The 19,466-nt window shown below is 63.8% G+C and carries 17 protein-coding genes; 5 read left to right on the top strand and 12 right to left on the bottom strand.

Annotation, left to right across the window (positions count from 1 at the left end; translation table 11 throughout):
• Positions 1–370: 370 nt before the first annotated feature.
• Together ACFSM0_RS15535 and ACFSM0_RS15530 are read left to right on the top strand one after the other, a co-directional pair.
• Positions 371–2,017, top strand: a complete 1,647-nt coding sequence (locus tag ACFSM0_RS15535; RefSeq protein ID WP_377392380.1) for an alpha-glucosidase — start codon at positions 371–373, stop codon at positions 2,015–2,017.
• Between the two features lie 213 nt (positions 2,018–2,230).
• A complete protein-coding gene (locus ACFSM0_RS15530) occupies positions 2,231–3,787 on the top strand; it encodes a trimethylamine methyltransferase family protein (RefSeq protein ID WP_377392377.1) in 1,557 nt (518 codons plus the stop codon).
• 165 nt (positions 3,788–3,952) lie between these two features.
• Here the strand turns inward: ACFSM0_RS15530 and ACFSM0_RS15525 are convergent, their stop codons facing one another.
• The 4 genes from ACFSM0_RS15525 to ACFSM0_RS15510 are packed head-to-tail and all read right to left on the bottom strand — an operon-like array spanning position 3,953 to position 8,057.
• Complete coding sequence (locus ACFSM0_RS15525; protein WP_377392374.1) at positions 3,953–5,272, bottom strand: HlyC/CorC family transporter; 1,320 nt, start codon at positions 5,270–5,272, stop codon at positions 3,953–3,955.
• A 34-nt stretch (positions 5,273–5,306) separates the two neighbouring features.
• Positions 5,307–6,248: a site-specific tyrosine recombinase XerD gene (locus ACFSM0_RS15520; protein WP_377392371.1), complete on the bottom strand. Its 942-nt coding sequence runs from the start codon at positions 6,246–6,248 to the stop codon at positions 5,307–5,309.
• Positions 6,245–7,816, bottom strand: a complete 1,572-nt coding sequence (locus ACFSM0_RS15515) for a hypothetical protein (RefSeq protein ID WP_377392368.1) — start codon at positions 7,814–7,816, stop codon at positions 6,245–6,247. The genes ACFSM0_RS15520 and ACFSM0_RS15515 overlap by 4 nt, the downstream gene beginning before the upstream one ends.
• Entirely contained in the window at positions 7,806–8,057 is a 252-nt protein-coding gene (locus ACFSM0_RS15510) for a hypothetical protein (RefSeq protein ID WP_377392365.1), read from the bottom strand. Before ACFSM0_RS15510 ends, ACFSM0_RS15515 begins: the two co-directional genes overlap by 11 nt.
• 203 nt (positions 8,058–8,260) lie before the next feature.
• On the opposite strand from ACFSM0_RS15510, the gene ACFSM0_RS15505 reads away from it, so the two are divergent.
• Together ACFSM0_RS15505 and aroB are read left to right on the top strand one after the other, a co-directional pair.
• Entirely contained in the window at positions 8,261–8,827 is a 567-nt protein-coding gene (locus ACFSM0_RS15505) for a shikimate kinase (RefSeq protein WP_377392362.1), read from the top strand.
• Positions 8,824–9,930 carry a 3-dehydroquinate synthase gene (gene aroB, locus ACFSM0_RS15500; protein WP_377392359.1) on the top strand — a complete coding sequence of 369 codons (1,107 nt, stop codon included), beginning with the start codon at positions 8,824–8,826 and terminating at the stop codon, positions 9,928–9,930. The genes ACFSM0_RS15505 and aroB overlap by 4 nt, the downstream gene beginning before the upstream one ends.
• 18 nt (positions 9,931–9,948) lie before the next feature.
• On the opposite strand, the gene ACFSM0_RS15495 is transcribed toward aroB, so the two are convergent.
• Together ACFSM0_RS15495 and guaA are read right to left on the bottom strand one after the other, a co-directional pair.
• A complete protein-coding gene (locus ACFSM0_RS15495; RefSeq protein ID WP_377392356.1) occupies positions 9,949–10,707 on the bottom strand; it encodes a GNAT family N-acetyltransferase in 759 nt (252 codons plus the stop codon).
• A gap of 22 nt (positions 10,708–10,729) precedes the next feature.
• A complete protein-coding gene (gene guaA / locus ACFSM0_RS15490) occupies positions 10,730–12,286 on the bottom strand; it encodes a glutamine-hydrolyzing GMP synthase (RefSeq protein WP_377392353.1) in 1,557 nt (518 codons plus the stop codon).
• 201 nt (positions 12,287–12,487) lie between these two features.
• Between guaA and ACFSM0_RS15485 the strand changes: the two genes are divergently transcribed.
• A complete protein-coding gene (locus ACFSM0_RS15485; RefSeq protein WP_377392350.1) occupies positions 12,488–12,742 on the top strand; it encodes a hypothetical protein in 255 nt (84 codons plus the stop codon).
• Positions 12,743–12,836: 94 nt separating this feature from the next.
• Here ACFSM0_RS15485 and ACFSM0_RS15480 read toward each other — a convergent pair whose 3' ends face one another.
• The 6 genes from ACFSM0_RS15480 to ACFSM0_RS15455 form a co-directional block, all read right to left on the bottom strand.
• Positions 12,837–14,186 carry a branched-chain amino acid ABC transporter permease gene (locus ACFSM0_RS15480; RefSeq protein ID WP_377392347.1) on the bottom strand — a complete coding sequence of 450 codons (1,350 nt, stop codon included), beginning with the start codon at positions 14,184–14,186 and terminating at the stop codon, positions 12,837–12,839.
• Entirely contained in the window at positions 14,183–15,190 is a 1,008-nt protein-coding gene (locus ACFSM0_RS15475; protein ID WP_377392344.1) for a branched-chain amino acid ABC transporter permease, read from the bottom strand. Before ACFSM0_RS15475 ends, ACFSM0_RS15480 begins: the two co-directional genes overlap by 4 nt.
• 1 nt (position 15,191) lies before the next feature.
• The gene (locus ACFSM0_RS15470; protein WP_097070553.1) at positions 15,192–15,896 is read right to left on the bottom strand and encodes an ABC transporter ATP-binding protein; all 705 of its coding nucleotides are present in this window, start codon (positions 15,894–15,896) and stop codon (positions 15,192–15,194) included.
• 52 nt (positions 15,897–15,948) lie between these two features.
• Positions 15,949–16,737, bottom strand: coding sequence for an ABC transporter ATP-binding protein (locus ACFSM0_RS15465; protein ID WP_377392339.1), 789 nt, complete (start codon positions 16,735–16,737; stop codon positions 15,949–15,951).
• 106 nt (positions 16,738–16,843) lie between these two features.
• On the bottom strand, positions 16,844–18,028 hold the full coding sequence (locus ACFSM0_RS15460; RefSeq protein WP_377392336.1) for an ABC transporter substrate-binding protein: 1,185 nt from the start codon (positions 18,026–18,028) through the stop codon (positions 16,844–16,846).
• 148 nt (positions 18,029–18,176) lie between these two features.
• A complete protein-coding gene (locus tag ACFSM0_RS15455; protein ID WP_377392334.1) occupies positions 18,177–19,316 on the bottom strand; it encodes a GlxA family transcriptional regulator in 1,140 nt (379 codons plus the stop codon).
• Positions 19,317–19,466 lie beyond the last annotated feature (150 nt).

Genomic DNA, 19,466 nt, shown 5'->3' with positions numbered 1-19,466 from the left:
GCCTTCAAAGCGCTTTGGTCGTGCGGAGCCTACGCTTCGGGCTTTGGCGCGTCAATCAGATGCATCTTGCCCGCGCGCGCATCAAATTCAGCGCCTTCGCCAGCGAATTATTGACAGGAGCGGGGCGACGGCAGAGGCTCGGGCCGATCAAAGCGCTTTGAAGACCATTGGGTGTGAGGCCGCAATCGGGCGCGCTCGCCCCCCGGTCCGGGCCGCGGTCCGTGGAACGATCTGGCCCCGCCGCCGTTGGTCATGGCTGCTGCCCCGATCCGCCATAAGGACCGGGCTATGGCGGTGCGGCATCTCGTTGGGTGGGGTGCACACATTTTGATGCGCGGCCTGCGGGCAGCGCGGGGAAAGGGGATGAACCATGAACTTGCTCAACAAGGCGCCGGACTGGTGGCGGGGCGCGGTGATCTACCAGATCTATCCGCGCAGCTTTCAGGACACGAACGGAGACGGGGTGGGCGACCTTCTGGGCATTGTGCAGCGCCTGCCGCATGTGGCCTCGCTTGGCGCCGATGCGGTCTGGATCTCGCCCTTCTTCACCTCGCCGATGAAGGATTTTGGCTATGACATTTCAGATTACTGCGATGTCGATCCGATGTTCGGCAGCCTTGCCGATTTTGATCAGGTGATCGCCACCGCCCATGCGCTTGGCCTCAAGGTGCTGATCGACCTCGTGCTGAGCCACACCTCCGACCAGCACCCCTGGTTCAAGGAAAGCCGCTCAAGCCGGGAGAATGCAAAGGCCGACTGGTATGTCTGGGCAGACCCCAGACCCGATGGCACGCCCCCCAACAACTGGCTCTCGATCTTCGGCGGCCCGGCTTGGCAATGGGATTCGCGCCGCGAGCAGTATTACCTGCACAATTTCCTCACCGCGCAGCCGGACCTCAATTTCCATTCCATGGAGGTGCAGCAGGAATTGCTCGCCGTGGCGAAGTTCTGGCTTGACCGCGGGGTGGATGGCTTCCGTCTCGACACGATCAATTTTTACATGCATGACGCGGAGCTGCGCGACAACCCGGCGCTGCCGCCCGCCGAGCGCAATGACCAGACCGCGCCAAAGGTGAACCCCTACAACCACCAGCGCCACATCCACGACAAGAACCATCCGCGCAATGTCGAATTCCTGCGCAAGCTGCGCACGCTGATGAACGGCTACAATGCCGCCGCCGTGGGTGAGGTGGGCGACAGCCAGCGCGGGCTCGAAATCCTTGGCGAATATACTTCGGGCGACGACAAGATGCAGATGTCTTACGCCTTCGAGCTTTTGTCGGGCCATGCGCCGCTCAAGGCGAGCTTCATCAAGGACACATTTGATCATCTGGAGCGCGTTGCCGCCGAGGGCTGGGCCTGCTGGGCCTATTCCAACCACGATGTTGTCCGCCACATCACCCGCTGGGGCCTTAACCCCGCATCCTCAAGGCTTTACGCAACGCTTTTGATGTGCCTCAAAGGCTCGATCTGCCTTTATCAGGGCGAGGAACTCGGCCTGCCCGAGGCTGAGCTTTCCTATGAGGATCTGCAAGACCCCTATGGCAAGGAATTCTGGCCGGAGTTCAAGGGCCGCGACGGCTGCCGCACGCCGATGGTCTGGCGCAAGGATGCCGCCTACGGCGGGTTTTCCTCTGCCAAACCCTGGCTGCCGGTGCCGCCCGCGCATTACAATCTCGCGCCCGATGCCGCCGAAGTAGATCCCGCGGCGCTGATCCATCATTATCGCCGCGCCATCGCCTTCCGCCATCACCACAGCGCCCTCAAGGCGGGGGAGATGACGCAGGTGCTGGCTCAAGGCGATGTGCTGAGCTTCCACCGGCTCAATGAGAGCGAGGAAATTCTCTGCTTCTTCAACCTGTCGGATCATCCCGTCGATACCGCCGTTCCCGCGGGTGACTGGGTGACGATTGGCGGGGAACTGGGCTCAATCCGCCCGCGGCCCGATCACACGCTTCATCTCGGCCCGTGGCAGCCCTCGCTTTTGCTGCTCAACCGGGGCGCGCGCATCGGCTGAGCGGTCCGCTTCGGGCGGATGCCTTGTCTGGGGCCTCGGGTCTGGGGCTCGGCCCGGTGTCCCCCGCGCTCACGCGCGGTGGTGCCGAAAAGGGCCGCTCTTTCCGGCCGGATCGTCGCTTCCTTGTCGCCGATGTCGCAATCCGCGCACGGGTTGGGCTTGCCATAGGCTAAAAGCGGGGAAAGCCAGTGTTAGGTCCAGTCGGAGGCCGCAATGAACGAAGTCGTGGAACAGGCAAGCAGCGGGCGTCGCGCACGGGGTGGTGGCGGGGCGGCACGCCGCGCCGAACGCACCGCGGTGCGGGTCGAATTTGCCAAATACATCGAGCGCAACATCCCCAACCTCGAGATCCTGAACGAGGAAGCGCTGGCGATCATCGAAGCGAATGCCGAGACGGTGCTCGAAGAGATCGGCGTGAATTTCGTCGACAATCCGGCAGCGCTGGCGCGTTGGCGCGAGGCGGGGGCCGATGTGCAGGGCGAGCGCGTGCGCCTGCCCAAGGGGCTTGCCCGCAAGCTCTGCGCCACGGCGCCCTCGAGCTTTGTCCAACATGCCCGCAACCCCGAGCGCAATGTTACCATTGGTGGCAAAAATCTTGTGCTGGCGCCGGTTTACGGCCCGCCCTTCGTGCGCGATCTGGCCGGTGGGCGCCGCTATGCAACGATCGCGGATTTCCGTAATTTCGTCAAACTCGGGCAGATGTCAAAATGGCTGCACCATTCGGGCGGCACCGTTTGCGAGCCGACCGATGTGGCGGTGAACAAGCGCCACCTCGACATGCTGCACGCCCATATGACGCTTTCTGACAAGCCCTTCATGGGCTCTGTCACCGAGCGCTCGCGCTGCGTCGATTCGATCGAGATGTCGAAGATCCTGTTTGGCGAAGACTTCGTTGACCAGAACACGGTGATGACCTCGCTCGTCAACATCAACTCGCCGCTCACCTTCGACCCGATCATGATGGATGCGCTCGAGGTTTATGCCGCGGCGAACCAGGCCTGCATCATCTCGCCCTTCATCGTCGGCGGCGCGATGGCGCCTGTCACCGTGGCGGGCACGCTGACGCAAGTTCTGGCCGAGGTACTGGTGGGCGTGGCCTACAGCCAGCTCATTCGCCCCGGCGCGCCGGTGATCTTTGGCGCCTTCGTCACCTCGATCGACATGAACTCGGGCGCGCCCACCTTCGGGACGCCGGAAGCCGCGCAGATCACCCTTGGCGCGGGGCAACTCGCCCGGCGGCTTGGGCTGCCCTATCGCTCGGCAGGCGCCTTCTGCGGCTCGAAGCTTCCTGATGCGCAAGCGGCTTACGAGACCGCGAACACGCTCAACATCGGGCTTTTGTCGGGCGTGAACTTCATGCTCCACGCCTGCGGCTGGCTTGAGGGCGGGCTGGTGTCCTCTTACGAGAAATATGTGATGGATGCCGACCAGCTCGGCGTGCTGCACCGCCTTGCCGCGGGCGTCGACATGAGCGCGAACGGGCAAGGGATGGACGCGCTGCGCGAGGTTGGCCCGGGCGGTCACTTCCTCGGCTGCGACCATACGCAAGCGAACTTCAAGAGCGCGTTCTGGAAAACCGATCTCTTCGATTACAAGCCCTTCGAAACCTGGGACGAAGAAGGCGCCCGCGACACCTCGCAACTGGCCGCGCGCCGGGTCGAGAAGATGCTCGGCGAGTATCAGGCCCCCGCGCTCGACCCCGGCATCAATGAGGCGCTCGCCGAATATGTGGCGAAAAAGAAAGCCGCCGTGCCGGACGCGTTTCTCTGAGCAAGCGAGGGGGGCTGTCTGCCCCCCTCTTTTGCGCTGACGCGCAAAATTCACCCCCCGAGGATATTTGCGCAAAGTCGAAGGCAAAAGCGCGCGGCGCTTCGACTTTGTGCAAATATCCCGGGGGTGAATTGCCCGGAACGGGCAAGAGGGGGCAGCGCCCCCTTACTCCTGCGCCAGAAGCGGGCGAATTTTAAGCTGGGTGATGCGGTTGTCCTTGCGGCCCGCGACCTCGAAGCGGAACCCGTGGAAGGCAAAGACTTGCCCGACTTCGGGGATCGTCTGCGCCTCATGGATCACCAGCCCGGCGACGGTATTGGCCTCGTCATCCGGCAGCGCCCAGTCTGTTTCGCGGTTCAGGTCGCGGATTGTCATCGCGCCTTCGACGAGATAATCGCCCGTGCCGGTGGGTTTGAGTTGCCGCTCCCCCTTCGGGTCAAATTCGTCGGAAATCTCGCCCACGATCTCTTCGAGAATATCCTCGAGCGTGAGCAGCCCTTTCAGATCGCCATATTCGTCGACGACGAGCGCAAAGTGGGTGCGGCGCTTGAGAAACTCGCGCATCTGCTCATCGAGCGGCGTGGTTTCGGGCACGAAATAGGGCTTCATCGCCACTTTCATGATGTCGAGGTCGGAGACGGAATCGAGCGTGCCGTCGCCCGAGCGCAAAAACCGCTCGACCGCGCGCAACAGATCCTTGGAATGCAGGATCCCCACCACATTCTCCCGCTCACCCTTGTAGAGCGGCAACCGGGTGTGGGACGAGGCCAGCACCTGCGCAAGCACTTCGTTCGGGTCGTCATCGGCGTCGATCATCTCGATCTGGCTGCGGTGGCGCATGATCTCTTCCACCGTGCGGTTGCCCAGATCGAGCGCGCCCAAAAGCCGGTCCCGGTCATCCTTGTCGACCGTGCCCTCCTGGGCGCCAAGCGCGATTGCGCCCGCGATCTCGTCCTGAAACGAAAACATGTTCTGGCTCGCGTCGGTGCGCAGCCCGAACACCCAGAGGATCGCGCGCACGATCACCCGCACAACGGTCACGATGGGCGCGAGAATCCGGGTCAGAATTCCCACCGCCCGGGCCACGCGGGCGGCAAAACTCTCGGCATTGGTGATGGCGTAGGTCTTTGGCAGAACTTCCGAAAAAATCAGCACCAGCGCAGTCATCACCAGTGTCGCCAAGGCCACCCCGGATTGCCCGAAGAGCCGCGTGAGCAGCGCCGTCGCGAGCGAGGCGGAGAGGATGTTGACGACGTTGTTGCCCAAAAGCAGCGCGCCGATCAGCCGCTCGCTGTCTTCGGTGAGTTCGAGCGCGCGCGCGGCGCCCTTTTCGCCCTTGTCGGCGCGGGTGCGCAATTTCGGGCGTGAGGCGGCGGTCAGCGCGGTTTCCGAGCCCGAGAAAAAGCCGGAAAGCGCGAGCAGGATGACGATGGCGCCGGCGTTGAGCCAAAAGGCCGTGTCGAGGAGGGCTGTGATATCGCTCATGATGTGATGATAATGGGAGGTTGGCGGGCGCGCTTCAAGCCTTGCGGGCCAGCGGGTGGTGGCCCAGCACCAGCTCTTTGAGCCGGGCATCGAGCACATGGGTGTAGATTTCGGTGGTGGAGAGGTCGGCGTGGCCCAGAAGCGTCTGGATCACCCGCAGATCGGCGCCGCGTTCCAGCAGATGCGTGGCGAAAGCGTGGCGCAGCACATGCGGCGTGACGCGGGCAGGTGAGATCCCGGCCGCCACGGCGATGTCTTTCAGCAGCGCATGAAAGCCCTGGCGGGTCAGATGGCCCTCCTTCGCGGCGGAGGGAAACAGGAACCGCGAGGGGGGCGCGCGACGTTCGATCCGCGCCTCTTCCTCCGCCGCGTCGCGGGTCTGGAGCCAGACCGCAAGCGCCTCGCGCGCGGGCGGGGAAAGCGGCACCATCCGTTCCTTGCCGCCTTTGCCGCGCACCAGAAGCATCGCCGGATTGCCGCGCGCGGCGGCGACGGGAAGGCTCACAAGCTCGCTCACCCGCATGCCGGTGGCGTAGATCAGCTCCATCAGGGCGCGGTTGCGGATCTGCTCGGCCTCGGTGCGGCCCTGCATGCGCCCGGCCTCTAAAAGCGCCTCGACCTCTTCGATGGTGAGCGTTTTGGGCAGCCGCTTGGCCTTGCCGGGGCCAGAGATCTGCAGCGCCGGATTATCTGTCCGCCAGCCTTCCTCATAGGCAAAGCGGAAGAACTGCCGGATTGCGGAGAGCCGCCGCGCGCGGGTGGATTTGGCAAGCCCCTCGGCCTCAAGGCGGATCAGAAAGCGCTCGATATCGTCGCGGGTAACGCTGAGCACATCGCATTTCCTGGCTTGAAGAAAGCCAGCGAAGTCATTGAGATCACGCTCATATGCGGCGATGGTGTTTTTTGCCGCCCCGGCTTCGGCCGCCTGTGCTTCAAGAAACACCACAATCCGCTCACGCAAGGACAGCCGGATCATCCGCGCCGCTCCAAAATCACCAGCTCAAGCGCCGTGCGCCGTGCGAGGCTTTCCATCCCCGCCTTGCGCAACAGCGTCAGCCCCGCCTCGACCTGACGCGGGTCCCCCTTGGCGCCCTCGGAAATATCGTCGATCGCGCGCAGCAGCGCCTCGCCGAGCTCGTCCGGCACAAGCCTGCGGTAAGGTTCCGGCACTTCCATCGCGGCGGGCGCGGTGTCAAAGACACGCTTGAGCATCAGCCCGAGCGCGTCAGACGAGGCCACGGCTGCGGTATCGCCGCGCGCAAGTGCCACCAAAAACTGCGTTTCGGGGGCCGTGTCCGGCGGGTTCAGCGCGGCCGTCTCGAAATCGGCGGTGAGCAGGGCGAGACGAAACCCGAGCCGCGCGGCATCATCGGAGAGGGTAAGCCCGGCGAGCCGCGGCGCGACCATCGCCGCGAAGGGGGCCTCAAGTTCCTGGCCCTGCATCACTTCCCATGCCTGCGGCAAAAGCTGCGCAACGCGCGTTGTGCGCCCGGCGGTGAGCGCGGTATCGAGTTGCGAAATCAGGGAAACGCGATCCCAGATCCCGCCCGAAGCGGACGCGCGGTCTTGCGTATAAAGGCCAAAGAGCTGGTTTGGGTCCAAAACACCCATCTTTGCCAAGCGCTCGGCGGCCTCAAGCTGCGCCTTCCAGCCGGAGTTGGAGCGCAGATCGGCCTGCGCAAAGGCCACCGGCAGCGTGGTCGTGGCCATCGGCTGGCCAATCGCCTCCATCAGCCGGAACGTGAGCGGCGAGGGGCGGGCGGGCATCGGCAGATCGGGCTGATCTTCGGCGAGCGCCGGATCAAGAAAGCGTTCCAGCAGATCGGCCTTGTCCGGCTCGATCCGCCCCAGCGCGCGCCCTGTGGACAGCGCGAGGGCCGCCGCCTCCCAGTCGCCGCTGCGGGCAAGGCAAAAGATCCGCGCCGGGAAAGAGGGGGCAACCGCCGGGGTCTTTTCCATGATCTCGCAGGCGCGGTCTTCCTGCCCCAACAGCAGCGCCACATCAAAGCGGCGGCGAAAGATCTCGGGGGCGTCGGCATCTGCTTCTTCAAGGAGCGCCATCGCCTGTTCGAGCGCGCCGAGGTCGAGCAGCCGGTCGATCCGCGCGAGGAACAACATGTCACCATCCCCCGGCGCGCGGTTTTGCGGCGGGTCGAGTTCGGCCAGCATCAATTCGAGCAAAAAGCTCTGCACCGAGGGCAGCGTGTCGAGCCGCTCCTTGCGCAGGGCTGTGGCAAGGGCGGTTTCGGGCGTTGCCCCCCAGAGCCCGGAGGGCAGCCCGAGCCTTGCAGCCGGGATCAGCCCGAGCGCATCCGCCGAGGGCCGGTCGAGCGAGTCGATCGTCACCTCTTCAACCGGGCCGGTGCCGGTCACCGGCGCCTCCCCCGGAACCGGCGGCAAGACCGGATCAGAACTGCGCGCATAGCCCACGGAAACGGAGGAGGACAGCCAGTCGATCGCCGACATCGGCTCCTCGGCCCAGACCGGCGCGGCCGCGGCGCCGCCGATCAAAAGCATGGCCGCAAGAGTGTGATCAGTTGCCACCCGGGGCCTCCGCCGGAGCGGAGGAGCCACCGAAAACCGGCGCGCTTTCGGGCACGACCGGCGCTGCCGGAACGGCAGGCGGCGTTTCGGTGGCCGGGGCGGGCGGCGCGAGCCCGGGCAGGGTGACCGGCGCCCGCTGCGCGACAGGATCGGCCTGCATGTCGCCAAAATACGCATATCCCAGCACGCCCAAAACGGCGAGGATCACAAGAACGATGACAGCCTGAAGGATGCGCCCCATGGTTTCGCTTTCTGCTTGTTGCTCTTCTTGCTCGGCTCGGTCGCGCCAACACGCTCCAGTCGGCCCCACCGGGGCCGGTCCTGAAGCCGAAACGTCGCGCGTGCAAGATTATATATGGCATTTCGGGAAACTTCACGCCATTGAAGGGCGCAAAGATCACGATTGCGCAAGCGCCCGCCGAACCGGCGGGGCTGGGAGGGGGCGTGAAGGGCGAGCAAGGCACGGCACCACGGCTGCAAAAAACAATCGTGCTCGTGGGGATGATGGGGGCCGGCAAGACCGCCGTCGGAACGGCGCTTGCGCGCGCCCTTGCCGTGCCGTTTCAAGACAGCGACGAGGAAATCGTGCGCGCCGCGCAGATGTCGGTGGCGGAGATCTTCGAGCGCGATGGCGAGCCGTTTTTCCGCGCCCGCGAATCGGAAGTGATCGAGCGGTTGCTGACCGGGCGGCCTGCCGTGGTCTCTACCGGCGGGGGGGCCTTCATGTCGGAGGCAAACCGGGAGATGATCGCCCGGCTTGGTGTGTCATGCTGGCTCAAGGCCGATCTTGACCTGCTGTGGAACCGCGTGAAGGGCAAGAACACCCGGCCCTTGCTGCGCACGGCAGACCCGCGCGCCACGCTCGCCGGGCTGATCGAGAAGCGCTATCCGATTTACGGACTTGCGCAGGTGACGGTGACGGCAGAGCCGGGGCTGAGCATCGACGAGATGGCGCAAAAGGTGATTGCGGCGCTCAAACCCCATCCGGGCCTGTTTGCGGAGGACGCATGAAAGAGATCGTGAAGGTCGAACTGGGCGCGCGCGCCTATGAGGTGCGCATCGGCACCGGGCTTCTGGCGCAGGCGGGGGCGGAGATCGCACCACTGTTGCGGCGCCCGCGCGTGGCGGTGGTGGCCGATGACACCGTGGCCGGGCTGCATCTGGATGCGTTGCGTGCGGGGCTGGGCGATATCGAAATGGTCGCGCTGCGCCTGCCGCCCGGCGAGGGCACGAAAAGCTGGCCGCATTTTGAGCGCGTGGTCGAATGGCTGCTCGAACAAAAGGTCGAGCGCAAGGATATCGTGATTGCCTTTGGTGGCGGGGTGATTGGTGATCTCGTCGGCTTTGCCGCGTCGGTGCTGCGCCGGGGCGTGCGCTTTGTGCAGATCCCGACCTCGCTTTTGGCGCAGGTGGACAGTTCTGTCGGCGGCAAAACCGGGATCAACGCGCCGCAGGGCAAAAACCTGATCGGTGCATTCCACCAGCCGAGCCTTGTGCTCGCCGATATCGACCTTTTGGGCACCCTGACCGAGCGCGATTTTCTCGCAGGCTATGGCGAGGTGGCCAAATACGGCCTTTTGGGCGATGCCGATTTCTTTGACTGGCTGGAGGTGAATGGCCCGGCGCTGGCGGCCGGCGATGTCGCCGCGCGGCTTCATGCGGTGAAACGCTCGGTGGAGATGAAGGCGGGCATCGTCGCGCGCGACGAGACCGAGGAGGGCGAGCGCGCGCTCTTGAACCTCGGCCATACATTCTGCCATGCGCTTGAGGCGGCGACCGGCTATGGCGCGCGGCTTTTGCATGGCGAGGGGGTGGCGATTGGCTGCGCGCTGGCGTTTGAGCTGTCGCAGCGGCTCGGCCTGTGCAGCCAAGAGGCGCCCTCGCGCGTGCGCGCCCATTTGCGCAACATGAAGATGAAGGTCGATCTCTCTGATATTGAAGGAGATCTTCCAGATGCCGATGGGCTGATTGCGCTTATGGCGCAAGATAAAAAAGTGCTCGACGGCAAGCTTCGCTTCATTCTTGCCCATGGCATTGGCGAGGCGTTCGTAACTGCGGATGTGCCGCGCGATGTGTTGCACCGCGTGCTCTCAGAGGCGCTCGCGCAGCGGTGACGGGCGGCGCCCCGGTGTTCAGAGCGCGTCGAATGCGGGCGCGTGCCGGATCGGCCCTTTGGGAAGATAGCTGCCCGCAAGATTGATCATCTGAAAATGCGCCCCGGCATAGGGGCTCTGATAGCCCTGCGCGGCCTCGGCAGAAAAGCCGAAGCGGCTGAAATAAGCTGGGTCTCCCAATACGAACACGGCCTGAATGCCGCATTTTTGCGCCAGCGCCAGCCCCGCGCGCGTGAGCGCGGCCCCGATCCCCTGAGACCGCACGGGCGCGCGCACCGCAAGCGGCGCGAGGGCCCAGGCCGGAAACGGGGCGATGACCGGCGAAAAGGCGATATGGCCGAGCGTCACCGTGCCGAACTTCGCCGTAAGCGAAAGCGCCAAAGCCTGGGTGGTGCGCAGCTTTTCGACGAGTTCAGCCTCATCCGGCCCGCCGAAAGCGGCATTGAGCAGACCCGAAATGGCGCGCGCGTCACTGGGGGTTTCGCGGCGGATTTCCGGCGCTTTTTCTGCCAGGTTGGTTTGCCGTTGCACCCCGGCGCAAGCCACCCCGAAGGGGGAGGTCACAAGCTCTGCCTCATAGGTTTCATGCGCAGCCGGCGAGGCAAACCCCGCCTCGATCTGCCAGCTGAGCGGGCTTTCCGCTTGCGTGATCTCGTAAAACAGGCAGCCCGGCTCTGTGAGGCTCTTGCGCATATGCACCGGAAGGGCCGCGATCAGAGTGCGGCGCTGATCTTGCGTTGAGCAGGTCAAACTGCCGTGCAGATGGATCAGCGTCACGATTCACGTCCCTTGGCCCGATTCATTCCCACTCTATCGTGCCCGGCGGCTTCGAGGTGATGTCATAAGTCACACGATTGATGCCTTTGACTTCATTGATGATCCGTGTTGCCGTCTCGCCAAGGAACGCATGGCTGAAGGGGTAGTAATCCGCCGTCATGCCATCCACGCTCGTCACCGCGCGCAGCGCGCAGGCATAGTCATAGGTGCGCCCGTCGCCCATCACGCCGACCGTGCGCACCGGCAAAATCGCCACAAAGGCCTGCCAGATCTCGTCATAAAGCCCGTGCTTGCGGATCTGGTCGATATAGACCGCATCCGCCTTGCGCAGGATTTCGAGCTTTTCACGCGTGATCTCGCCCGGGCAGCGGATCGCAAGGCCAGGCCCCGGGAAGGGGTGGCGGCCGATGAAGCTTTCGGGCAGGCCCAGTTCGCGCCCCAGCGCGCGGACCTCATCCTTGAAGAGCTCGCGCAGCGGCTCGACAAGCTTGAGGCCCATTTTTTCGGGCAGGCCACCGACATTGTGGTGCGATTTGATCGTGACCGAGGGCCCGCCCGAGAAGGAGACCGATTCAATCACGTCGGGGTAAAGCGTGCCCTGGGCGAGAAACTCGGCATTCTCGATTTCATTGGCGTATTTCTGGAACACGTCGATGAAGAGCTTGCCGATTGTCTTGCGCTTCACCTCGGGGTCGGACACGCCCTCAAGCGCACCGAGGAAGAGGTCGCTTTCATCCGCCGCGATCAGCTTGATGTTGTAATTGTCGCGGAACATCGAGACCACTTGCTCGGCCTCGCCAAGGCGCAAAAGGCCGTGGTCCACAAAGACGCAGGTGAGCTGCTCGCCAATCGCTTCATGCAGCAAGATCGCGGTCACAGAGCTGTCCACGCCGCCCGAGAGGCCGCAGATGACATGGGCATCGCCAACCTGCGCGCGGATCTGTTCGATCGCCTGCTGGCGGTAGCCCGCCATCGTCCAATCCCCCGTAAAGCCGGCAAGGCGGACGAAATTCTCGTAAAGCTTCGCGCCGCGCGGCGTGTGGTGCACCTCGGGGTGGAACTGCACCGCAAAGAAGGCGCGCGCGGGATCGGCGGTGATCGCAAAGGGCGCGCCGGGCGAGGTGCCATAGACCTCAAAGCCGGGCGCGATCTTGCTGACGTGATCGCCGTGGCTCATCCAGACCTGTTCGCGGCCCTCGTCAAACCAGCCTTCAAGGAGCGGCAGGTGCCCCGCCGGGGTCACATAGGCGCGGCCGAATTCGGCGGTGTGGCTCTGGCCCGCTTCCACAAGGCCGCCAAGATCCTGCATCATCACCTGCTGGCCATAGCAGATGCCGAGGATCGGCACGCCGAGCGTGTAGGCGGATTGGGGCGGACGGGGCGAGCCCTCCCGGGTGACCGAATCCGGGCCGCCCGAGAAGATGATGGCTTGGGGCGCGAAATCGGCCAGAAACGCATCGGTGACGTTCTGATAGGGATGGATTTCGCAATAAACATTCAGCTCGCGCAGACGCCGCGCGATGAGCTGCGTCACCTGAGAGCCGAAGTCGATGATGAGAAGGCGCTGATGCTGGGTCATGGCTCGGCAATAGGCGGGGTTTGGCGCGAAAGCAAGAGGCCGGGCGCGCCGCCTTCGGGCGCCTTCGGGAATTTTGATCTGAGCCAAAAGCCAGGCGGTGAGGCCGATTGTCTCGGCAGAGGGGGGCCGGGCGCGGTTGCCCTTGCCGCCGCACGGCCAAGGCGTAGGGTTTGCGGCATTCAGGCTGAAGCTGGAGAGATCATGAATTTCAAAGCAATGGCGCTGTTTCTTGCGCTCGGATCGGGGATCGCCTGCGCGGCTCTTGCGCAGGATCAACCGGTGCCAGACGCGCCCGTCAGCGCATTCGGGCAGCTGCAGGCGATTGCCTCTGCGCAACACGCGCCGCTGCAAAGCTACGCCTGTTGCAAGCATTGTTCCAAGGGCAAGGCCTGTGGCGACAGTTGCATCAGCCGCGTGAAAACCTGCCGCAAGGGGCCGGGCTGCGCTTGCGACTGATGCCAAGGCGCAAAAGCGGGCGGCCTTCGACTTTGTGCAAATATCCCGGGGGGTGAGGCCGCAGGCCGAGGGGGGCAGCGCCCCCCTCCTGTGCTCACTTTTCGGGCAAGAGACCGCGCGGGCTGAAGCGCAGCACAAGCAGCAAGATCGCGCCCATGATCACCAGCCGCATTTGCGGCGCGGCATCGAGAAGGTGCTCCTTCACGCTGCCCTCCGAGAGGCCGGTCGCCACGATGCCCATCAACAGCGGCCCCCATTCGCCCGCCTTGATCCAGACAAACCAGATCAGCAGGCCCCCAAGCACCGCGCCCCAGTTGTTGCCCGAACCGCCCACGATCACCATCACCCAGATCAGGAAGGTGTAGCGCAGCGGGTTGTAGCTTGAAGGTGTCATCTGCCCGTCGAGCGAGATCATCATCGCGCCCGCCAGCCCCAGCACGGTGCAGCCCAGAATGAAGATCTGCAGGTGCCGCCCGGTGACATTCTTGCCCATGGCGCTCGCGGCCACCTCATTGTCGCGGATCGCGCGCATCATCCGCCCCCAGGGCGATTTGAGCGCGAGTTGTGCCGCTCCCATCAAAAGCGCGAGCACTGCGACGAACAGCGCGATGTAGAGCAGCTTCACAAGGATCGTCGAGCCGATCATCGGGTCGAGCCCAAAGCTTGCCGCGCGCGCGACAAAGCCCGGATCTTGCTGCAGGTCGGTCTCATAGGGCACGGGCCAGGGGCGGGGGATGCCGTTCACGTTGAGCACACCGCGCGCGAGCCATTCCTCGTTTTTCAAAATCGCAACGATGATCTCGCCGATGCCGAGCGTGGCAATGGCAAGGTAATCCGAGCGCAGGCCAAGCGCGGTCTTGCCGACGATCCAGGCCGCACCGGCGGCCAGCGCCATCCCCACCGGCCAGGAAATCAGCGTGGGCAGCGCCAGCCCGCCCAGATAGCCGGTCGCCGCCGGGTTGATCGCCTGAATCGCCGCCACAGCCGGGTCAAAGAGGCTGCGATAGGCGGCAAAGCCGAGGATCAGCACCGCCGTCACCACCCAGCCGCGCAGCTTGCCCTGCATCCGGTTGAACAGGGTGATCGCAACAATCAGCGTGACGATGGCCACGGCAAAGGCAAAGAGAATGCCCCAGCCGCCCGCCGCAAAGGCGCCCTCGGTCGGCGGCATGGCGATCAGCACCGGCGCAAGCCCGCCCAGCGCCAGAAAACCGACGACACCAGTGTTGAAAAGCCCCGCATAGCCCCATTGGATGTTGACGCCCAGCGCGAGAATGGCCGAGATCAGCCCCACGCGCAGGATCCCGAGCGCGTTATCCCAATGGCCGGAAAACATGGCATTGGAGACCGTGCCCTCCAGAATGAAGAGCACCGCGAGCGCCCCAAACATGGCCGGCGCACGCCAGTTGCCGCCCTTCGCGGCTTTCGGTTGATGCGTGCTCATACCGATTTCCCCTTGAAGAGCCCGGTGGGCTTGAACAGCAAAACGATGATCAGGATCGCGAAGCTGACGGCGAATTTATATTCGGTCGACAGCAGTTGCAGCAGGCTCTCTGGCTCCCAGCCCGGGATCAGATACATCGCGACCTTTTTCCAGGCATAGGTGACGGCAACCTCGGAATAGGCGATCACGAAGCCCCCGGCGATGGCGCCGAGAGGGTTGCCGAGCCCGCCCACGATCGCCGCCGCAAAGATTGGAAGAAGCATCTGGAAGTAGTTGAAAGCCTTGAACGATTTATCAAGGCCGTAGAGCGTCCCGGCGATTGTGGCGAGCGCTGCGGCAATGATCCATGTCACCATCACCACCCGGTTCGGGTCGATGCCGGAGAGAAGTGCCAGATCTTCGTTGTCGGCATAGGCGCGCATTGATTTGCCGGTGCGGGTCTTGGCGAGGAACCAAAACAGCGCCCAGACCACGAGCCCCGCGGCAACCAGGGTGATCGCCTGCGTCGAGCGGATCGCGAGCGGTTCGGCAAGGCCCGTCAGGGTCTTGAACTCGCGCGCGGTGATCAGGAAGCGCGCGCCATCGTCAAACTTGATCTCGCCGACGCCGATGATGAAGCGGGTGAGCCCGGTCATCACGAACATCACCCCCACCGAGACCATGGTGATGTAAATGGGCGCGGCGCGGATGGTGCGGTAGTAGCGATAGACCACGCGGTCTGTGCCCAGCACAAAAGCGGCAGTGCCAAGGATGCCGAAGGGCAGGGCGAGGAGCGCGGTGGGCAGCGGGCCAAAGCTGATGCCGAGCGCCTGAAACGCCCATGTCACAAGGATTGTCAGCGCCGTGCCAAAGGCCATCGTGTCGCCATGGGCGAAGTTGGAAAAGCGCAAGATGCCGTAGATCAGCGTGACACCGAGCGCGCCAAGCGCAAGTTGCGCGCCGTAAGCGGTGGCGGGCACGATGACATAGTTCAGCACCGCGATGAATGCGTTGAGAAGATCCATCTCAGCCCCCGAGGAAAGTGCGCCGGACCTCGGGGTCAGCCATCAGGGCCGCGCCGGTGTCGGTGTATTTGTTCGCGCCCTGCACGAGCACATAGCCCTGATCGGCGATCTCGAGCGCCTGCCGGGCGTTTTGTTCCACCATCAGGATCGAGATGCCGGTGCGCGCCACCTCGATGATGCGGTCGAAAAGCTCGTCCATCACGATGGGGGAGACGCCCGCGGTGGGCTCGTCGAGCATCAGGAGTTTCGGCTTTGTCATCAGCGCGCGGCCCACGGCGACCTGCTGGCGCTGCCCGCCCGAAAGCTCGCCCGCGTTCTGGTGGCGCTTCTCGCGCAGGATCGGGAACAGCTCGTAGACCTGCTCCATCGTCTCGGAAAAATCATCCTCGCGGATGAAGGCGCCCATTTCGAGGTTTTCTTCAACCGTCATCGTCGGGAACACGTTGTTCACCTGCGGCACGAAGCCCATGCCCTTTTTCACCCGCTCCTGCGGCGAAAGGGCGGTGATGTCCTTGCCGTCCAGCGTGACACGGCCCGCGCGCAGCTTGAGCATGCCAAACACCGCCTTCATCGCGGTGGATTTGCCCGCACCGTTGGGGCCGACGATCACCGCGATCTGGCCTTTTTCGACCTTGAGCGTGCAGCCGTGCAAAATATCGGCAGCGCCATAGCCGCCCGTCATTTCAGAGGCATCGAGAAAGCTCATTGCGCGCCCCCGCGGGAGCCCATGACGCCCTGTTTGATGAGGAAAAATCCCGTCATGCCGACGCCCCCGCCTTGATCTTGTTCTTCAAGCCCCGCCCGAGATAGGCCTCGATCACCGCCTCGTTTTGCATGATCGTTTCCGGGCTGCCCTCGGCCAGCACCTTGCCCTCGGCCATGACAATCACCGGATCGCAGAGCCGACCGATGAAATCCATGTCATGCTCGATCACGCAAAACGTATAGCCGCGCTCCTTGTTGAGCCGCACGATCGCATCGCCGATGGTGTTCAGAAGCGTCCGGTTTACCCCGGCGCCAACCTCGTCCAAAAACACGATCTTCGCCTCGACCATCATCGTGCGGCCCAGCTCCAGAAGCTTTTTCTGGCCGCCCGAGAGGTTCCCGGCGCGCTCGTCTTTCAGGTGAGAAATGGTCAGGAAGTCAAGAACTTCATCGGCTTTCTTCAGAAGCTCGGCCTCTTCCTCTGCAATCCGCTTGCGGCCAAACCATGCATTCATGAGCCGCTCGCCCGATTGCCCGCCCGGCACCATCATCAGGTTTTCGCGCACCGTCATGGTGGGGAATTCATGCGCAATCTGGAAGGTGCGCAACAGCCCCTTGTGAAAAAGCTCATGCGGCGCGAGGCCGGTGATGTCCTCGCCATCCATCGTCACCCGGCCCGATGTGGGCTTGTGCACCCCGGCGATGACATTGAAGAGCGTCGATTTGCCCGCGCCATTCGGTCCGATCAACCCGGTGATCGAGCCGGTGGCGATTTCGAGCGAGGCACCATCGACGGCATGAAAGCCGCCAAAGTGCTTGTGCAGGTTCTCGACCCGGATCATGTTTCCCCTTGGTGGCCCGGTTCGGGCCGGTATTCGCCGTTTTCGGCCTTGTTTTCAAAGGAAACAGCCCGGATTTCTCCGGGCTGTCTCGGTCTTGGTTTCCGCCTCAGCGATAGCGGACGGTTTCGATCTTGCCGTCCTTCACCTCGATCTCGCGGAAGGTGCCGGCGGATTCGCCCGCGCCGATGAGTTCCACCGAGGACGCGCCCTGATAGTCGATGTCCTTGCCTTCGGCGATCAGCTCAAGCGCCTTGCCAAGCTCGCCGGGCAGGATTTTCTCGCCCGGAGCATTGGCGACATCCATCACCTTTTCCTTGTAGACGGAGGGGTCGGTGGAGTTCGCGGCGGCCATAGCAAGCATGATCAGCGCGGCAGCGTCATAGGCTTCCGCGGAGTAAACGCCCGAGCCGTCGAAGCCCGCGGCGGTGGCCAGCGCGAGGAACTTGTCTTTGCCTTCCCCTTCGGAAGACGGCATCTGCCCGAAGGAGCCGTTCACCTCGGCGCCGAAATTGGTTTCGAGCGCGGAGCCGACCATGCCATCCGGGAAGACGAAGGTTTCAAACGCGCCGGTGTCGAGCGCACCGCGCAGGATACCCGAGCCGCCCTGATCGACATAGCCCGCGATCACGAGCGCATCGCCACCCGCTGCGGCGAGCGCGGCGACTTCGGCAGAATAGTCCGGCTTGCCGTCATCATGCGCGGCATTGATCGTGACCGTGCCGCCTTTGGCTTCAAACGCCGCGGCAAAGCTGTCGGCAAGGCCCTTGCCATAGTCGTTGTTGGTATAGGTGAGCGCGACCGATTTGATGCCGTGCTCCATGATGATGTCGGTCATCACGTCGGACTGGCGCGCATCAGAGGGCGAGGTGCGGAAGAACAGGCCATTGTCGTCAAGCGTCGAGAGCGCGGGCGAGGTGGCCGAGGGCGAAATCATCACCATGCCCTTCGGCATGGCCACGTTTTGCAGCGAGGCGGTGGTTTCGCCCGAGCACATGCCGCCGACGATGCCTTTGACGCCATCCGCGGTGATCAGTTTTTCAACGGTGGCGGAGGCCGCGGCCGAGTCGATGCAGGTGCTGTCACCGCGCACAGAGGTGACAGTGGAGCCGCCCATGAACTTGCCCGAGTCGCTCACTTCCTTCATCGCCAGTTCGGCGCCATCGGCCATGGCCGGCGACATCGATTCGAGCGGGCCCGTGAAACCGAGCGAGATCCCGAGCTTGACGTCATCGGCAAAAGCGCCACCAGCCGTCAGGGCGAGGGCAGCGCTGGCCAGGAGAAGCTTCTTCATATGTTCACTCCCATGTTGGAACATTGTCCTGGGCGCGCAGGTTAAAACCGACGACTGGAAAAGAAAATAGGCCAGTTGGTCAGGTTTTGCCCGGCGCCTGCCGGAACGGGGTGCGTTATCGTCGCGCCCCGGGGCACCGTGGTGCGGCTCATTCGGGCAGGTCATCGGCGAGATCATCGTCGAATTCCGGGTCGAAATCCGCTTCCGGGTCAAAGTCGAGATCCGCCATCAGGGTCGGGTCGAAGCTGCCCGGCTCGCCCGGAGCGCCCGAGGTGCCCCGCTCCCGATAGGGCGTGGTGCGGTAATGCGCGCGGTAGCATTTGGAAAAGTGCGACGGGCTGGCAAAACCGCAGGCAAGCGCAACGTTGATCACGCTCATTTCCGTTTGCATCAGCAGGTTGCGCGCCTTTTGCAGGCGGATTTCCATGTAGTAGCGCTTGGGCGAGCGGTTCAGGTAGCGCCGGAACAGCCGTTCGAGCTGCCGCGTCGACATGCCAACCTCTTCGGCAAGTTTCGAGGGGCTGATCGGCTCCTCGATATTCGCCTCCATCCGGCCGATCACCTGCGCAAGCTTGGGGTGGCGCACGCCGATCCGGGTCGGGATCGACAGGCGCTGGCTGTCCTGGTCGGTGCGGATCGAGTTGTAGATGAGCTGGTCGGCAACAGTATTGGCAAGCCCCTCGCCATGGTCGCGCGCAATGAGCTTGAGCATCAGGTCGATCGAGGCGGTGCCGCCCGCCGAGGTGAGCCGGTTGCCGTCGATCACAAAGACCGATTTGGCAAGTTTGACGCCCTCGAAATCTTCAAAAAAGCTGTCCTGGTTTTCCCAGTGAATGGTGGCGCGCTTGCCGTCAAGGAGCCCCGCCTTCGCCACCGCCCAGGCGCCGGTGCAAAGCCCGCCCATGGTGGCGCCCCGCCGCGCCTCGCGGCGCAGCCAGTTCAGGATCTGTTTTGTCGTTGCCTCGGCCACATCAATGCCGCCGCAAACGAGCACGGTGTCATCGCGGGTGACTTCATCCAGCCCCATATCGACACGCAGCACCGTGCCGTTTGAGCAGGTGACATCCTGCCCATCCTCGGAGGCAAGCTTCCAGTCATAGATCTTTTGCCCCGAAACCTGATTGGCCAGCCGCAGCGGCTCGATCGCCGAAGCGAAGGCCATCATCGTGAAACGATCCAGCAACAGAAAGATAAACCGACGCTTGCGCTCGGGCGCATTGAGCCGGACCGTGCCTTGCGACGGGGCAGGGCGGGAATGGGTTCTGGGAGTGGCGGAAGGCAGCCGCATTTGCGACCTCAGATGTGTCGGTTTTTGCACAGATACAGCCTTTCTGCATATCTGCAAGCCCTCTGTGACAGAACGGTGAAAATCGACATCGACAGCCCCGGGTCAGGTCGCTTTCTGGCAGGGGCGGGCGCAAAAACGGGTTTGCCTTGG

The sequence above is a fragment of the Rhodobacter lacus genome, from assembly GCF_042683065.1.
Taxonomy (GTDB): domain Bacteria; phylum Pseudomonadota; class Alphaproteobacteria; order Rhodobacterales; family Rhodobacteraceae; genus Rhodobacter; species Rhodobacter lacus.
Note: the sequence above shows the minus strand (reverse complement) of the source record. Positions and strands in the feature narration are given on the sequence as shown.

Bases quoted from the DNA above. Each gene is read 5' to 3' on its own strand.
- ACFSM0_RS15535 (WP_377392380.1), top strand. From the start codon at position 371: ATGAACTTGCTCAACAAGGCGCCGGACTGGTGGCGGGGCGCGGTGATC.
- ACFSM0_RS15530 (WP_377392377.1), top strand. From the start codon at position 2,231: ATGAACGAAGTCGTGGAACAGGCAAGCAGCGGGCGTCGCGCACGGGGT.
- ACFSM0_RS15525 (WP_377392374.1), bottom strand. From the start codon at position 5,272: ATGAGCGATATCACAGCCCTCCTCGACACGGCCTTTTGGCTCAACGCC.
- ACFSM0_RS15520 (WP_377392371.1), bottom strand. From the start codon at position 6,248: ATGATCCGGCTGTCCTTGCGTGAGCGGATTGTGGTGTTTCTTGAAGCA.
- ACFSM0_RS15510 (WP_377392365.1), bottom strand. From the start codon at position 8,057: ATGGGGCGCATCCTTCAGGCTGTCATCGTTCTTGTGATCCTCGCCGTT.
- aroB (WP_377392359.1), top strand. From the start codon at position 8,824: ATGAAAGAGATCGTGAAGGTCGAACTGGGCGCGCGCGCCTATGAGGTG.
- guaA (WP_377392353.1), bottom strand. From the start codon at position 12,286: ATGACCCAGCATCAGCGCCTTCTCATCATCGACTTCGGCTCTCAGGTG.
- ACFSM0_RS15485 (WP_377392350.1), top strand. From the start codon at position 12,488: ATGAATTTCAAAGCAATGGCGCTGTTTCTTGCGCTCGGATCGGGGATC.
- ACFSM0_RS15480 (WP_377392347.1), bottom strand. From the start codon at position 14,186: ATGAGCACGCATCAACCGAAAGCCGCGAAGGGCGGCAACTGGCGTGCG.
- ACFSM0_RS15475 (WP_377392344.1), bottom strand. From the start codon at position 15,190: ATGGATCTTCTCAACGCATTCATCGCGGTGCTGAACTATGTCATCGTG.
- ACFSM0_RS15470 (WP_097070553.1), bottom strand. From the start codon at position 15,896: ATGAGCTTTCTCGATGCCTCTGAAATGACGGGCGGCTATGGCGCTGCC.
- ACFSM0_RS15465 (WP_377392339.1), bottom strand. From the start codon at position 16,737: ATGATCCGGGTCGAGAACCTGCACAAGCACTTTGGCGGCTTTCATGCC.
- ACFSM0_RS15460 (WP_377392336.1), bottom strand. From the start codon at position 18,028: ATGAAGAAGCTTCTCCTGGCCAGCGCTGCCCTCGCCCTGACGGCTGGT.
- ACFSM0_RS15455 (WP_377392334.1), bottom strand. From the start codon at position 19,316: ATGCGGCTGCCTTCCGCCACTCCCAGAACCCATTCCCGCCCTGCCCCG.